This is a genomic window from Shewanella sp. SM20 (genome assembly GCF_025654545.1).
Lineage (GTDB): Bacteria > Pseudomonadota > Gammaproteobacteria > Enterobacterales > Shewanellaceae > Shewanella > Shewanella oncorhynchi.
This window is the reverse complement of record NZ_JAKKRK010000022.1, coordinates 1-13,970: the sequence shown is the minus strand read 5'-3', so window position 1 is coordinate 13,970 and position 13,970 is coordinate 1. Positions and strand designations below refer to the sequence as shown.

The window sequence follows — 13,970 nt, the reverse complement described above, 5'->3', positions numbered from 1 at the left end:
AGTAGAGATGGCCGGCGCTAAAGAGATTAAAACCAAGATCGCGAGTGTGAAAAACACTCAGAAGATCACGTCCGCCATGGAAATGGTGGCAGCCAGCAAAATGCGCAGAGCGCAGGAACGCATGGCTGCGAGCCGTCCATATGCGGAAAGCATGCGTAAGGTGATCGGTCACGTCGCGCAAGGTTCTCTCGAGTATAAACACCCCTATTTGGAGGTGAGAGAGGCTAAGCGGGTTGGTTACATTGTTGTAGCAACCGACCGTGGCCTTTGTGGTGGTCTGAACGTTAACCTTTTCAAAAAGGTTATTGCAGACGTGAAAAGCTGGAAAGCCCAAGGTGCAGAATTTGAATTTTGCCCTATCGGTGCACGTAGTGTGCAGTTTTTCAAAAACTTCGGTGGACAAGTGTCTGCTCACGCTTCAGGTTTAGGCGATGCTCCAAAGCTCGCTGACTTGATCGGGACAGTCGGTGTCATGCTAGAAGCTTACAACGAAGGCAAGCTGGATCGTCTGTACGTGGTATTTAACAAATTTGTGAATACTATGACGCAGACTCCTGTGATCGAGCAGCTGCTACCTTTGCCTAAATCAGAAGATGATGAAACTGCTCATCGTTGGGATTATATCTACGAGCCAGATCCAAAAGCACTTTTGGATACTTTATTGGTCCGTTATGTAGAATCTCAGGTTTACCAAGGTGTTGTTGAAAACATTGCCTCTGAACAAGCTGCCCGTATGGTGGCAATGAAGTCGGCAACAGACAACGCGGGTGAGCTTATCAACGACTTGCAACTGGTCTATAACAAGGCCCGTCAGGCTGCTATTACGCAGGAACTGTCGGAAATTGTTTCTGGTGCCTCTGCGGTTTAGGTTAGGTAACGAATACAAGTTTTAGAGGATTAATCATGAGCACAGGTACTGTTGTCCAAGTGATTGGCGCGGTTGTGGACGTAGAGTTCCCACAAGATGCCGTACCTCAAGTATATGACGCTCTGAAAATCGTAGGTGAAGGCCCGTGTAATGGTTTGGTGCTGGAAGTTCAGCAACAGCTAGGTGGTGGTGTAGTTCGTACCATCGCTATGGGTTCTTCTGACGGTCTGCGTCGTGGTCTTGAAGTAGTAAACTCAGGTTCACCTATTACTGTTCCAGTTGGTACCGCCACTCTTGGCCGTATCATGAACGTATTAGGCGAGCCTATTGATGAAGCGGGTCCAATCGGTGAAGAAGAGCGTTATGTTATTCACCGTACAGCTCCTTCATACGAAGATCAATCAAGCTCTACTGAACTGTTAGAGACTGGCATCAAGGTTATCGACCTTGTTTGTCCATTCGCTAAGGGCGGTAAAGTCGGTTTGTTCGGTGGTGCGGGTGTTGGTAAAACAGTTAACATGATGGAACTGATTAACAACATCGCTAAAGCCCACTCGGGTCTTTCTGTATTCGCCGGTGTAGGTGAACGTACTCGTGAAGGTAACGACTTCTACTACGAGATGAAAGATTCTGGCGTTCTCGACAAAGTGGCCATGGTTTATGGTCAGATGAACGAGCCTCCAGGTAACCGTTTGCGTGTTGCACTGTCTGGTCTGACTATGGCAGAGAAGTTCCGTGACGAAGGTCGTGACGTACTGTTGTTCGTTGACAACATCTATCGTTATACCTTAGCCGGTACTGAAGTATCTGCACTGTTAGGTCGTATGCCTTCTGCGGTAGGTTATCAACCAACATTGGCTGAAGAGATGGGCGTTCTGCAAGAGCGTATCACTTCAACTAAGACGGGTTCTATTACCTCTGTACAAGCGGTATACGTACCTGCGGATGACTTGACCGATCCGTCACCAGCAACAACCTTCGCTCACTTAGATGCGACTGTTGTACTGTCACGTCAAATTGCTTCTCTGGGTATTTACCCTGCGGTTGACCCATTGGATTCGACTTCACGTCAATTAGATCCATTGGTTGTTGGCCAAGAGCATTATGACGTTGCTAACGGCGTGCAAACTGTACTGCAACGTTACAAAGAGCTGAAAGACATTATTGCGATTCTGGGTATGGATGAATTGTCTGATGAAGACAAGACTGTCGTATTCCGTGCTCGTAAGATTGAGCGTTTCTTATCTCAGCCTTTCTTCGTAGCAGAAGTCTTTACTGGATCTCCTGGTAAGTACGTTTCTCTGAAAGACACTATCCGTGGCTTTAAGGGTATTTTGAACGGTGAGTTTGATCACCTGCCAGAACAAGCGTTCTACATGGTTGGCTCAATCGATGAAGTTATCGAGAAAGCGAACAAAAAGAAATAACTAGGTAGTAATACTTAGTTTTTTAAGGAGAACGGGATGGCAGCCATGACAGTACATCTTGATATTGTAAGCGCAGAGAGCAAAATCTTCTCTGGTCGCGTAGCTTCGCTGCAAGTGACTGGTTCTGAAGGTGAGTTGGGCATAATGCATGGCCACGCTCCTTTGCTTAGTTATATCAAACCTGGCATGGCGCGCATCGTCAAGCAAGACGGCAGTGAAGAAGTGTTTTACCTTTCAGGTGGTATTCTGGAAGTGCAGCCTTCTTCTGTCTCCGTATTGGCTGATGTGGTTATGCGTGCCAAAGATATTGATGAGCAAGCGGCATTAGAAGCTAAGCGTCGTGCAGAAGCCCATATGGCAACTGCTGGCGCTGACTTCAATTATGACGCGGCTATGGTTGAGTTAGCTAAGGCTATGGCTCAATTACGTGTTGTTGAAACCATCAAGAAAAACATTGCCAGATAAGGTTATTGTTTGTGAAAAAAGGCGACCATAGGGTCGCCTTTTTTGTGTCTAAAAATGGGATAGATTGGCATTCTTGCATGTCTTTGATTGATTAGCATCGCTATCTACTTCGCTTTTCGATGTGCTTTCCGTTAAAATTGCGCCACTAATACCAATCGTATTAAATATCTGTTCATTCAGCGGGAGTTCAACGCGCTTTAGACAAGGCGAAGGCTTGAAGGCATAGTGGTGCTCTGTCGAAAGCCTTGAACGCAGTATGAAGCGCGTTGAAACCCGCCCTTTGGGAGCCTCACAGGCATCCCACTCCCGTGTTGCATTGACTTAAAAGGGAATAACCATTTCTGCGTCAATGCGCCTTGGATTGAGATGCCTGTGAGGCTCTGAACTGATTAGATATTTAATGTGATTGGTATACGACCGTAATTTTTCACCCTCTTGGGTATTTGTTCAAGGATATGGTAATGGCATTAAATGTAGTGATCTTAGCGGCTGGCAAGGGAACACGGATGCGCTCTGATCTTCCTAAGGTATTACATCCCATCGCCCATAAGAGCATGGTGCAACATGTCATCGATACCGCTAATAAAGTTGGCAGTGACTCTATTCAGTTAGTCTATGGTTATGGCGCTGACAAGCTACAAGCCTGTTTGGGTGAGCAACAACTTAACTGGGTATTGCAAGCCGAGCAATTAGGCACAGGTCATGCGGTTGCACAGGCTAGCCCACATATCGCCGACAGCGATACAGTACTTATTCTTTATGGCGATGTGCCGTTGATCCAGACATCAACTCTCGAAGCCTTACTCGCCGCCCGTCCTGAAAATGGCGTTGCTATTTTAACAGTGAATTTAGCGAATCCTATGGGTTATGGCCGTATTGTCCGTGAGCAAGGAAAAGTCATTGGAATTATTGAGCAAAAAGATGCGACTGCAGAACAGTTGCTGATCAACGAAATTAACACCGGCATCATGGCGGTTCCGGGTAAACAACTTAAAACTTGGTTGAGCCGTTTATCGAACAATAATGCTCAAGGTGAATATTATCTAACGGATATTATTGCTATGGCGCACGCTGATGGCGTTGCTATTGATACTGCTCAGCCACAATCGGCCATTGAAGTGGAAGGCGCCAATAATCGCATGCAATTAGCGCAACTTGAACGTGCTTACCAAGCTCGTGAAGCCGAAAAGCTCATGTTGGCGGGGGCGAACCTTCGCGACCCAAGCCGTATCGATATCCGTGGTGAAGTCACTGTTGGTATGGATGTGATGATCGATATTAATGTGATATTCGAAGGCAAAGTGACCTTGGGTAATAATGTCACTATTGGCGCAGGCGCGATTTTAATTGATTGCGAGATTGCCGATGATGCTGAGATCAAGCCTTACTCTATTATAGAAGGTGCTACGCTTGGCGTTGCTGCCAGTGCCGGCCCATTTGCCCGTTTACGTCCCGGCGCAGAGCTTAAGCAAGATGCACATATAGGCAACTTTGTTGAAGTGAAAAAAGCGGTGATTGGCGTGGGATCAAAAGCAGGGCACTTAGCCTATTTAGGCGATGCCATCATTGGTGATGGCGTCAACATTGGTGCTGGTACTATTACCTGCAACTATGATGGCGCGAATAAGCATCTTACTGTTATCGAAGATAACGTCTTTGTCGGCTCTGACACTCAGTTGGTGGCTCCAGTGACCATAGGTAAAGGGGCAACTTTAGGGGCCGGTTCAACGATTACCCGTGATGTAGGTGAGAATGAGTTAGTGATCACTCGTGTTAAACAAAAACACCTCACTGGTTGGCAACGTCCAGTGAAAATTAAAAAGTAAGTTTTAAAACTCAACTTAATGTCAAAAAAGCGGCCATGTGCCGCTTTTATCTTTATTGTGTTCAATGTGTTGCACTAAAAAGCCATTTTATTAAGTAATGCTTAATAATTAAGATTTTCTTCATGTTTTTGTGGTATGGGCAAATTGTTGGTTTTTAAGTTAATTTGATCACTATCACACTCAATTGTAAATTTTAGTAAAGAAGAGAAAATAAAAACACTTCTCATTTATATTGCCTGCAATTCTAAGACGAAAGGTCTATTTGAGGTGTTGGCAATGGTATTTAAATATTCAGTTATAGGTTTAGCTGTAGGCTCGGCATTAATGGCTATGCCGGTTATTGCAGAAGTGGCGAGCGATAAAAATATTGAGCGCATCAATGTGACTGGCCGTACTTTTAACGACTATAAAGTCGGTAGTGCATCGGGTGCCATGCGTGGCGATATCGACTTAATGGATACTCCACAGTCAGTTAATGTTATCCCTGATTTTGTGACTGATGAACAGTTGGCAACCAATCTAGCGGAAGTATTAGTTAATGATTCGAGTGTGACAGCGGGAACCACACGCTGGAACCGTCAAGTCTTCAGTATCCGCGGCTTCGAGCTCGATTCGGGTAATGGTTATCTTATCAATGGCCATCAACAATGGTCTCACTACGTACAACCAATTGAAACTTTACAGCAAGTCGAAGTATTGAAAGGTCCTTCGAGCATGTTGTACGGCCAATCTGGCCCTGGTGGTTTAGTGAATATGGTCACTAAGAAACCGACCTATGATTCAATGCTCGATTTAGGTTTTGATACTGATGGTTTTGGTTCGACCCGTGCTCAGCTAGATGCGGGCGGCAGCTTAAATGATGCTCAGAGTCTTCGTTACCGCGGCGTGTTAGTGAAGCAAGACACAAAATACTGGCGTGAGTATTCCGCTAACGATGAGAACCAAGAGCGTGACCGTTGGTTGGGCTACTTAAACTTAGAATTTGATGTCAGTGATGATGTTCTGTTATCGGTTAAGTACGATCATACCCAAGATAAAGCGGGCATTGATGCGGGTGGGTGGTTAGATAAACAAGGTAATGTTATCGGCGAACGTAAAACCGTATGGGATGCACCTTGGGCCTTTACCGATAACACAGTCTCTAACTTAGGTGCCGATCTAACTTGGCAGATGAGTGATGATTGGAAAGTCAAAGTTGGTTATAACGATCAGCAGTTTAATCGCCAACGTTTAGACTCTGCGCCAAGCTTAAATAAAGGCTCTGAAGATCCATACAAAGATGGTTACACCATAAACCCGTTTGATCGTTATGACGATTGGCAGCATAAAACGGCCTATGTCGATTTCACGGGTGAATTTTCTTTGGCAGGAATGGAGCATCAATTCCTTATTGGAGCTAACTATTTAGACTATTTCTATCAGCAGCAAATTCAGAAAGGCAAAAGTCAGCCCGTAATTCCTGGGCAACCAATTATTCAGCAAGATCTTGATTATCACCAAGGTAAGCTAAGCAACCCAAGCGAATACAAGTATTACGGTTTCTATTTACAGGATTTGATGACGCTTAATGAGCAATGGAAATTGCTTGCTGGTGTGCGTTACGACGAACAGAAGAAAGACGGAGAAGGTGAAAACAGCTATGCCGTGTCGCCTAAGTTTGGGGTAATTTACTCGCCAATGGCTAATGGTAGCATTTACGTTAATTATTCAAAAAGCTTTACACCACAAGGCTCGGTAACCAGTTCTGAAGATGTCAATCATGGAGATAACCTGAAACCTGAGTACGGTACTCAATATGAACTAGGGACTAAATGGGAGTTATTTAATGATAGCCTACTGCTAACAGCAGCCCTTTTTGATATTACGGTTTCTAATGTCACCACAGTACAAGACATCCCATTAACGAATGAAGGAGATAAAACGATCACTACCCAAGGTGGTGAGCAGCATCATCGCGGCTTTGAAGTTGGCGCCCAAGGCCAGTTAGGTGATAGCTGGTTTATGACTTCTTCTATGATGTATTTAGATGCTGAATATAATACCGGTGCAGGCAAAATCGGTGGCAAGAACTTAGATGGTAAAACTCCTATTGATGCACCTGAATGGTCGGCCAATATCTGGACCCGTTACGAAGTGACAGACAACTTTGCGATGAACTTTGGTGCTATTTATGTGGGTGAACGTTTTGCTGATGCTGATAACACCATCACCAAAGATGGTTACGTACGTTTTGATGTAGGTGCGGCTTACACTATGGATATCATGGGTAAAGATGTCAGCATACGTGCCAACGTCAGAAACCTCTTCGATACTGAATATTTAGACGGTGGCAGCGATAAGATGGTGACTATAGGTCAAGATCGTAACTTCAGTGTTGCTGTTGAAGCTAAGTTCTAAAATTCATAACGTTTTAAATCCATTAAAAGCAGTTCATCCCTAAAGGATAAACTGCTTTTTTATTGGTTGGTTTTTAAGTTCACAATTTTAAATTAATTAAAATGATTCGCGATCATGCGAAAGAGTGCTTCGTATGACTAGCAAAAAAGTTTCGTTTCACTATAATGCACCTTTCGAATCGAAACTTAACTGAAAGGTTTTATGAATAAACGAAACACACAGCAGCGTCGCCACAGCATAATCACCATATTGAACGAACAGGGTGAAGTGAGCGTTGATGAACTGTCGTTACGTTTTGAAACCTCAGAAGTGACGATTCGTAAGGATCTCGCCGCGCTTGAGAAAACGGGTTTATTATTGCGCCGTTACGGTGGCGCCGTGGCGATTCCAGACGAAGTCACTCAACAGTTCTCTGCCAAGATAGCGCCTAATAAACTTTCTATTGCGAAAACCGCCGCGCAGCTGATTAAAGATCACAATCGCATTATTATCGATAGTGGCACTACGACGTCAGGCTTGATTGAACAGCTGAACGATAAACGTGGGCTGGTAGTCATGACGAATGCCCTGCACCTTGCTAATGCCATCCATGAACTCGAAAACGAGCCCACCTTATTGATGACCGGTGGCACTTGGGACCCGCATTCTGAATCCTTTCAAGGTCAAGTCGCCGAGCAAGTGTTGCGTTCATATAATTTCGACCAACTGTTTATCGGTGCCGATGGTATCGATCTTGAACGCGGGACCACCACCTTTAACGAGTTAACAGGTCTAAGCAAAGTGATGGCCGAAGTTTCCCGCGAAGTGATCGTTATGGTCGATTCAGACAAAATTGGCAAGCGGATCCCTAACTTAGAGTTACCGTGGGCCAAGGTCAGTGTGTTGGTCACCGACTCACGTATCGACGAGAGTGCGCTCAAACAAATTTCAGATCAGGGCGTGCGAGTCATGCTAGCGCCCTATGCTCAATAGACAAAATTGCTTAACAACTTCATTTTAATTTATAGGTAAAGACTATGTGTGGAATCGTAGGCGCCGTGGCGCAAAGGGATGTGGCTGAAATTCTGGTAGAAGGCTTACGCCGTTTAGAATATCGCGGATATGACTCTGCAGGCGTTGCCGTTATTCACAATGGTGAACTCAACCGTACGCGCCGCGTTGGCAAAGTACAAGAGTTGTCGGCTGCGCTTGAAACTGACCCATTAGCAGGCGGAACCGGTATCGCGCACACTCGTTGGGCGACTCACGGTGAGCCGAGTGAGCGTAATGCTCATCCGCATTTATCGGAAGGTGATATTGCCGTGGTGCACAACGGTATTATCGAAAACCACAATAAACTGCGCGAAATGCTTAAAGGTTTAGGTTACAACTTTAGTTCAGATACCGATACCGAAGTGATTTGTCACTTAGTGCACCATGAGCTGAAAACCCATAACACTCTACTTGGTGCTGTACAAGCCACAGTTAAACAACTCGAAGGCGCCTATGGCACAGTCGTTATTGACCGTCGTGATAGTGAACGTATGGTTGTTGCTCGCTCTGGTAGTCCATTGGTGATTGGTTTTGGTCTAGGTGAAAACTTTGTCGCTTCAGATCAACTCGCCTTATTACCCGTCACTCGCTCATTTGCTTTCCTAGAAGAAGGTGATGTGGCCGAAGTGACCCGTCGCAGCGTGAGTATTTTCGACTTAAACGGTAATGCCGTTGAGCGTGAAGTCAAAGAATCTGAAATTACCCACGATGCCGGTGACAAAGGCGAATATCGCCACTATATGCTTAAAGAAATTTACGAGCAGCCATTGGCACTGACGCGCACAATTGAAGGTCGTATTGCTAATAAGCAAGTGCTAGACACGGCTTTTGGTGATAACGCTGCTGAGTTTTTAAAAGATATCAAACATGTGCAAATCATCGCCTGTGGTACTAGTTACCATGCGGGCATGGCGGCACGTTACTGGTTAGAAGATTGGGCTGGCGTGTCTTGTAACGTCGAAATTGCCTCTGAATTCCGTTATCGCAAGTCGCACTTATTCCCAAATAGCCTGTTGGTGACGATTTCACAATCGGGTGAAACTGCCGATACTTTAGCGGCCATGCGTTTAGCGAAAGAAATGGGTTACAAAGCCACGTTGACGATTTGTAATGCGCCAGGTTCATCACTGGTTCGCGAATCTGACATGGCTTACATGATGAAAGCGGGCGCCGAGATTGGTGTGGCATCGACTAAAGCTTTCACAGTACAACTTGCTGGCTTGTTAATGTTGACTGCGGTGATCGGTCGCCACAATGGTATGTCTGATCAAATGCAGGCTCAAATTACTCAAAGCCTACAATCTATGCCAGCAAAAGTGGAACAAGCTTTAGGTTTAGATGCTGCGATTGCTGAACTGGCTGAAGATTTTGCCGATAAACACCATGCGTTATTCCTTGGCCGTGGCGATCAATACCCGATTGCGATGGAAGGCGCGTTAAAGCTGAAAGAGATTTCTTATATTCATGCTGAAGCTTATGCCTCTGGCGAATTAAAACACGGCCCACTGGCGCTTATCGATGCCGATATGCCAGTGATTGTCGTTGCGCCAAACAATGAATTGCTCGAAAAACTGAAATCGAATGTTGAAGAAGTGCGTGCCCGTGGCGGCTTAATGTATGTGTTTGCCGATGTGGATGCCGAGTTTGAGTCGGATGACACGATGAAAGTGATCCCTGTGCCACACTGTGACATCTTTATGGCGCCACTGATCTACACTATTCCTTTACAGCTATTGTCGTACCATGTTGCATTAATCAAAGGTACTGATGTGGATCAACCACGTAACTTGGCAAAATCTGTAACAGTAGAATAAATAGAGATATTTAAATGAAAACCGCCTTTATTGGCGGTTTTTTCATTTAGATTCACGACAAAATGACAATTAACTTACAGCAATAGCAAATGCTGGTGGCTTAGCTTTCTATGCTGGAATGGCATCTAGCTCGTGCTGCTTTTTTGCCTCAATGCGTTTCCACACTTTGTCATGGAAGTAAAACACCACAGTGTTAATCGCAGGTTCAACTAAGGCCACTGCGCCACCGACGATCACACTGCCGGTTAATAAATAGGTTACGGTAAAAGCGACGCTAAAATGCAGTACGGCAAAAGTAAGTGTCTTAGTCATGATCTTGTCCTCTAAATGGGCTCCCAGCGGGAATACTTAGATGATAACAATTCTCATTAAAATTAAAAGCTGTGTTTTCAGATTAGTTTAAACGGTTTTATCTATTTATCCGTTGTAAAAAACATAAAGCCCTCACGATGGAGGGCTTTGAGCATTTAAACGTAAATTAATACGATTCTAAAATTAGTAGTGCCAAGGGAAGGCTGAAAAATCTTGATCGCGTTTTTCGAGGAAGGCATCGCGTCCTTCCTGTGCTTCGGCGCTCGCATAGGCTAAACGTGTCGCTTCACCGGCAAATAATTGCTGACCGACCATACCATCATCAGTCATGTTGAAGCCGTATTTAAGCATACGCATAGCCGTAGGTGATTTAGAGTTAATCTCTTTCGCCCACATTAATGCTTCGGTTTCTAGCTCTGCATGGGGAACGGATTTATTAACCATACCCATGTTGAAGGCTTCATCAGCGCTGTAGTTAAATCCGCAGAAGAAGATTTCGCGGGCACGTTTTTGACCTATCATCTTGGCGAGATAAGCACTGCCATAACCTGAGTCGAAGCTCGCAACATCGGGATCGGTTTGTTTAAATATTGCGTGTTCTTTCGAGGCTAAGGTTAAGTCGCACACTACGTGTAAACTATGGCCGCCACCCACCGCCCAGCCCGGCACAACGGCGATGACCACTTTAGGCATAAAGCGGATAAGGCGTTGTACTTCTAATATATGTAAGCGGCCCATTCTGGCTTGATCGGCTTTGCCTTCTTCAGCGCCTTCATATTTATAGCCATCTTTGCCGCGAATACGTTGATCGCCACCCGAACAGAACGCCCAGCCACCATCTTTTGCCGAAGGACCGTTACCCGTAAGCAGTACGCAACCTACATCAGACCATTGGCGTGCATGGTCGAGTGCGATAAATAACTCATCAACGGTTTTAGGTCGGAAGGCGTTGCGGCACTCTGGGCGATTAATGGCAATGCGTACTGTGCCGTGCGCTTTGGCTCTGTGGTAAGTAATATCGTCGAAATGAAATCCACTGACTTCATCCCATAAGGTGGGATCAAAAATATCTGATACTTGTTGGGTCATGATTCATAGGCCTTTATGCTGTAATGCCTCAAAGGCTAGGCGGAATCATATATAAGGTCAATCACCTAAATCTAAACCTTAGCGCTATATAGCAAAATCCCGTTTGCCTATGAGTCTGTAATGATTAAAGGTGATCACATAGATAAAGCTGATTATCTTTGCTAAACACTGGATGTTGAGGTGCCATAGTACCGCAATAGTTAGCCTTAAAGTCGGCAATAGACTCGGGAGTCATTGGAATTTGATTGAAGGCTTCGAGTTCTAATGTGGATAAACGTTCTATGATGTCGGTTCTTACCTTAGTCAGTTTATGGTCGATTTTAATAATTTTTGTTCCTGTCATAGAGTCAACTTTATTCTCTATTTCTTTGATCATAGCCTCAGTCTTTGCAATAGGAACATCTAATTTATCTGTTTCTGTGTATAAGTAATATAAAGCACCCGCGAGTAGCACCAATATGATCCAACCTTTCATCTTTTAGTCCAACATAAGTGAATAACCATTAAGAATATGGGTATAATAAGCTAGTTTTCGTCCAATATTAAAGCAGTAAAAGGCTGTAACGATGAACTCAGAATCTAATAACAAGGACTATTCGAAAACCAATCGAATTAAGATTCACCAGCCAGATGCGAGTAAAGCCGATCGCTTTAATCCTCGTAATCGGATTTATGTCCGAGCCATAGACGGTTTGTGGAGTAGCGTACGTCGCCGCATGGGCTGGATCGCCATGTTATTTTTCCTGCTTTTACCTTGGATCCCTTGGGGCGACCGTCAAGCCGTATGGTTTAACTTGGGCGAACAAAAGTTTCACGTCTTCGGTTTAACGATTTGGCCGCAGGATCTCACCTTGCTTGCAGCGTTGTTTATGATCGCTGCCTTCGCTCTGTTTTTTGTGACCACCTATCTTGGCCGTGTTTGGTGTGGATACACTTGCCCCCAAACAGTATGGACCTTTATGTTCATCTGGTTCGAGGAAAAACTTGAAGGCGCACGCAATAAACGCATTAAGTTAGATCAAATGCCATGGAGCTTTGACAAACTCTGGCGTAAAACGGCAAAACATACGGCCTGGCTATTGCTCTCACTGATGACGGCTATGACCTTTGTGTCCTATTTTGTGCCAAGTCGTGAAGTCTATGTCGACGTATTTACGCTTAATGCTTCTGGCGGTATCTACTTCTGGGTCGTGTTCTTTACACTTGCAACATACGGCAATGCGGGTTGGATGCGTGAAATCATGTGTATCCACATGTGCCCTTATGCTCGTTTCCAAGCGGCCATGTTCGATAAGAATACTTTTATCGTGGGTTACGATACTAAACGTGGTGAGACCCGTGGTCCGCGCTCACGCAAAGATGACCCTAAAGAGCTAGGGCTTGGTGACTGTATCGACTGTGACTTGTGTGTGCAGGTATGTCCTACGGGAATCGACATTCGTAATGGTCTGCAATATGAGTGTATTAACTGCGGCGCTTGTATCGATGCCTGCGATCAAACCATGGATCGTATGGGTTATGAGAAAGGGCTTATCAGTTATACCACCGAGAACAAGTTAGAAGGAATTAAGCAAAAAGTGCTGCGACCTAAACTTGTCGGTTATGGCGTGGTACTGGTAGCGATGATATTAGTCTTTATATACTCCAGTGCGACCATAGCGCCTGTGCGTATGGACATCATTCGTGACCGCAACCAGCTCTATAGAGAGAACAATCAAGGTTTGATTGAAAACACCTTCACCTTGAAGATTCTTAATAAGACAGAGCAATCCCACGAATACACTATGAGTGTCGAAGGATTAGACAACTATAAATGGTACGGTCCAACTTCGGTCACTATTGCGGGTGGTGAAGTGTTAACTCTCCCTATTAGTGTGGGTATCGATCCGGTTGAGCTGTCTCGTTCAGTTACTAATATCGAGATAAAAGTGAAAACTCATATCGACGGTGAAGAAGTCGAAGTTGAGCAAGAATCTCGTTTCTTTAGTCCATAGATAACAGTATTTATGATGATCTAGCTGAGCGTGACTCATATAGATTGCCAGACTTAATCGAGATAAAGGGGCTTTTTAGCCCCTTTTTTATACGTATCGTTTGATAAGTAAACGTCTAAACCATTAATCGTTATTTTCCTACAAAAAGCCCTTGCACAAAATCTCCTGCTCCCTATAATGCGCATCCACTGACACGGCAGACAGCGAAAGCCAGCTGACGAGTTAAGTTGAATTGAGTCGCTTTTAAGCACTTAATTCAAGCGCAGCAAGAAGTTGTAAAATACTCCTTGACGCGAAACGGGAAATGCGTAGAATACGCAGCCCTAGCCAACTGGAAGCGTTCGGCGCTCAGTGTGGTACTCAAGTTCTCTTACGAATATTGAGTTGCTCTTTAACAAGATAAAACAAGAAATCTGTGTGGACACTCACAGGTGTTGAGTTAATCGAAACTGCTTAACCTTCGGGTTGGCAGTCAAAAATTTAAATCAATGTAACAATGAGTGTTCATAGYAATATGTACAGTTTGTTTCTTTAGTTAGAAACAAAAAATCAGAATTCATTGAGCCGCTGAAGTCGCAAGACGGAAGCAACAAAACTTTAATTGAAGAGTTTGATCATGGCTCAGATTGAACGCTGGCGGCAGGCCTAACACATGCAAGTCGAGCGGCAGCGCAAGGGAGTTTACTCCTGAGGCGGCGAGCGGCGGACGGGTGAGTAATGCCTAGGGATCTGCCCAGTCGAGGGGG

At 44.8% G+C, this 13,970-nt stretch carries 12 protein-coding genes and 1 rRNA gene; 9 read left to right on the top strand and 4 right to left on the bottom strand.

All coding sequences use genetic code 11. The annotated features are described in order from the left end of the window. Positions 1-7 precede the first annotated feature (7 nt). The 3 genes from atpG to L5M18_RS10845 are packed head-to-tail and all read left to right on the top strand — an operon-like array spanning position 8 to position 2,760. The gene (gene atpG / locus L5M18_RS10855) at positions 8-868 is read left to right on the top strand and encodes a F0F1 ATP synthase subunit gamma (RefSeq protein WP_006084762.1); all 861 of its coding nucleotides are present in this window, start codon (positions 8-10) and stop codon (positions 866-868) included. Positions 869-903: 35 nt separating this feature from the next. Beyond that, a complete protein-coding gene (gene atpD, locus L5M18_RS10850; protein ID WP_105250791.1) occupies positions 904-2,295 on the top strand; it encodes a F0F1 ATP synthase subunit beta in 1,392 nt (463 codons plus the stop codon). Positions 2,296-2,331: 36 nt separating this feature from the next. Beyond that, entirely contained in the window at positions 2,332-2,760 is a 429-nt protein-coding gene (locus L5M18_RS10845) for a F0F1 ATP synthase subunit epsilon (protein WP_105250790.1), read from the top strand. A gap of 48 nt (positions 2,761-2,808) precedes the next feature. Here the strand turns inward: L5M18_RS10845 and L5M18_RS10840 are convergent, their stop codons facing one another. Next, on the bottom strand, positions 2,809-3,018 hold the full coding sequence (locus tag L5M18_RS10840; RefSeq protein WP_263164836.1) for a hypothetical protein: 210 nt from the start codon (positions 3,016-3,018) through the stop codon (positions 2,809-2,811). Positions 3,019-3,221: 203 nt separating this feature from the next. Here L5M18_RS10840 and glmU point away from each other — a divergent pair, with 203 nt between their 5' ends. The 4 genes from glmU (at position 3,222) to glmS (ending at position 9,829) form a co-directional block, all read left to right on the top strand. Further along, on the top strand, positions 3,222-4,586 hold the full coding sequence (glmU, locus tag L5M18_RS10835; protein WP_263196930.1) for a bifunctional UDP-N-acetylglucosamine diphosphorylase/glucosamine-1-phosphate N-acetyltransferase GlmU: 1,365 nt from the start codon (positions 3,222-3,224) through the stop codon (positions 4,584-4,586). Between the two features lie 276 nt (positions 4,587-4,862). Then, complete coding sequence (locus L5M18_RS10830; RefSeq protein ID WP_263196929.1) at positions 4,863-6,983, top strand: TonB-dependent receptor; 2,121 nt, start codon at positions 4,863-4,865, stop codon at positions 6,981-6,983. A gap of 201 nt (positions 6,984-7,184) precedes the next feature. Then, positions 7,185-7,955 carry a DeoR/GlpR family DNA-binding transcription regulator gene (locus tag L5M18_RS10825; protein ID WP_011791272.1) on the top strand — a complete coding sequence of 257 codons (771 nt, stop codon included), beginning with the start codon at positions 7,185-7,187 and terminating at the stop codon, positions 7,953-7,955. Positions 7,956-7,999: 44 nt separating this feature from the next. Further along, positions 8,000-9,829 carry a glutamine--fructose-6-phosphate transaminase (isomerizing) gene (glmS, locus tag L5M18_RS10820; protein WP_105250786.1) on the top strand — a complete coding sequence of 610 codons (1,830 nt, stop codon included), beginning with the start codon at positions 8,000-8,002 and terminating at the stop codon, positions 9,827-9,829. A gap of 108 nt (positions 9,830-9,937) precedes the next feature. Here the strand turns inward: glmS and L5M18_RS10815 are convergent, their stop codons facing one another. The 3 genes from L5M18_RS10815 to L5M18_RS10805 form a co-directional block, all read right to left on the bottom strand. Continuing rightward, positions 9,938-10,141 (bottom strand): DUF2061 domain-containing protein, encoded by a 204-nt coding sequence (locus L5M18_RS10815; protein ID WP_006079349.1) that lies wholly within the window; start codon positions 10,139-10,141, stop codon positions 9,938-9,940. A 183-nt stretch (positions 10,142-10,324) separates the two neighbouring features. Beyond that, entirely contained in the window at positions 10,325-11,230 is a 906-nt protein-coding gene (locus L5M18_RS10810; RefSeq protein ID WP_198573704.1) for a 1,4-dihydroxy-2-naphthoyl-CoA synthase, read from the bottom strand. Between the two features lie 124 nt (positions 11,231-11,354). Next, positions 11,355-11,705 (bottom strand): hypothetical protein, encoded by a 351-nt coding sequence (locus L5M18_RS10805; protein WP_263196925.1) that lies wholly within the window; start codon positions 11,703-11,705, stop codon positions 11,355-11,357. 91 nt (positions 11,706-11,796) lie between these two features. On the opposite strand from L5M18_RS10805, the gene ccoG reads away from it, so the two are divergent. Then, positions 11,797-13,224 carry a cytochrome c oxidase accessory protein CcoG gene (gene ccoG / locus L5M18_RS10800; protein WP_263180487.1) on the top strand — a complete coding sequence of 476 codons (1,428 nt, stop codon included), beginning with the start codon at positions 11,797-11,799 and terminating at the stop codon, positions 13,222-13,224. 598 nt (positions 13,225-13,822) lie between these two features. Then, a 16S ribosomal RNA gene (locus L5M18_RS10795) occupies positions 13,823-13,970 on the top strand; the annotation flags it as partial.